The 462-nt window shown below is 67.1% G+C and carries 1 protein-coding gene; it reads right to left on the minus strand.

What is annotated here, in order from left to right; all coding sequences use genetic code 11:
- Window positions 1-462 (minus strand): urocanase-related protein (locus tag HGO92_RS23235; RefSeq protein WP_502306000.1); only part of this gene is annotated, 462 nt, incomplete at both ends.

Genomic DNA, 462 nt, shown 5'->3' on the forward strand with positions numbered 1-462 from the left:
CAGCCCGGCCTTCTGCCGTTCGCCGTAGCCCAGCCAGCAGATCCGTGCCGGCAGGCCCTCGAACTCGACGTGCTCCTGCGCGGCGTCGATCCAGCGGTGCAGATGTTCGTTCTCCGGGAAGAGTTCCTTGATTGCCTCGTCCGTGACGCGGATATCTTCAGGGTCACCGGACAGGGCCACCCAGCGGAACGGGCCCAAGCCCTCGCAGAAGAGTGGGCGAATGTAGGCCGGGACGAAGCCGGGGAACTCGAAGGCGCGGTCGTAGCCACCCTGGCGGGCCTCGTCGCGGATGGAGTTGCCGTAGTCGAAGACCTCCGCACCGGCGTCCTGGAATTCGACCATCGCCTGCACGTGGCGGGCCATCGACTCCTGTGCCTTCTTGGTGAAGCCCACGGGGTCGGCCTTGGCCTCGGCGTCCCACTGCTCCACCGAGTACTCCAGCGGCAGGTAGCTCAGCGGGTC

The sequence above is a fragment of the Crystallibacter degradans genome (genome assembly GCF_012952295.1).
GTDB classification, from domain to species: Bacteria; Actinomycetota; Actinomycetes; order Actinomycetales; family Micrococcaceae; genus Crystallibacter; species Crystallibacter degradans.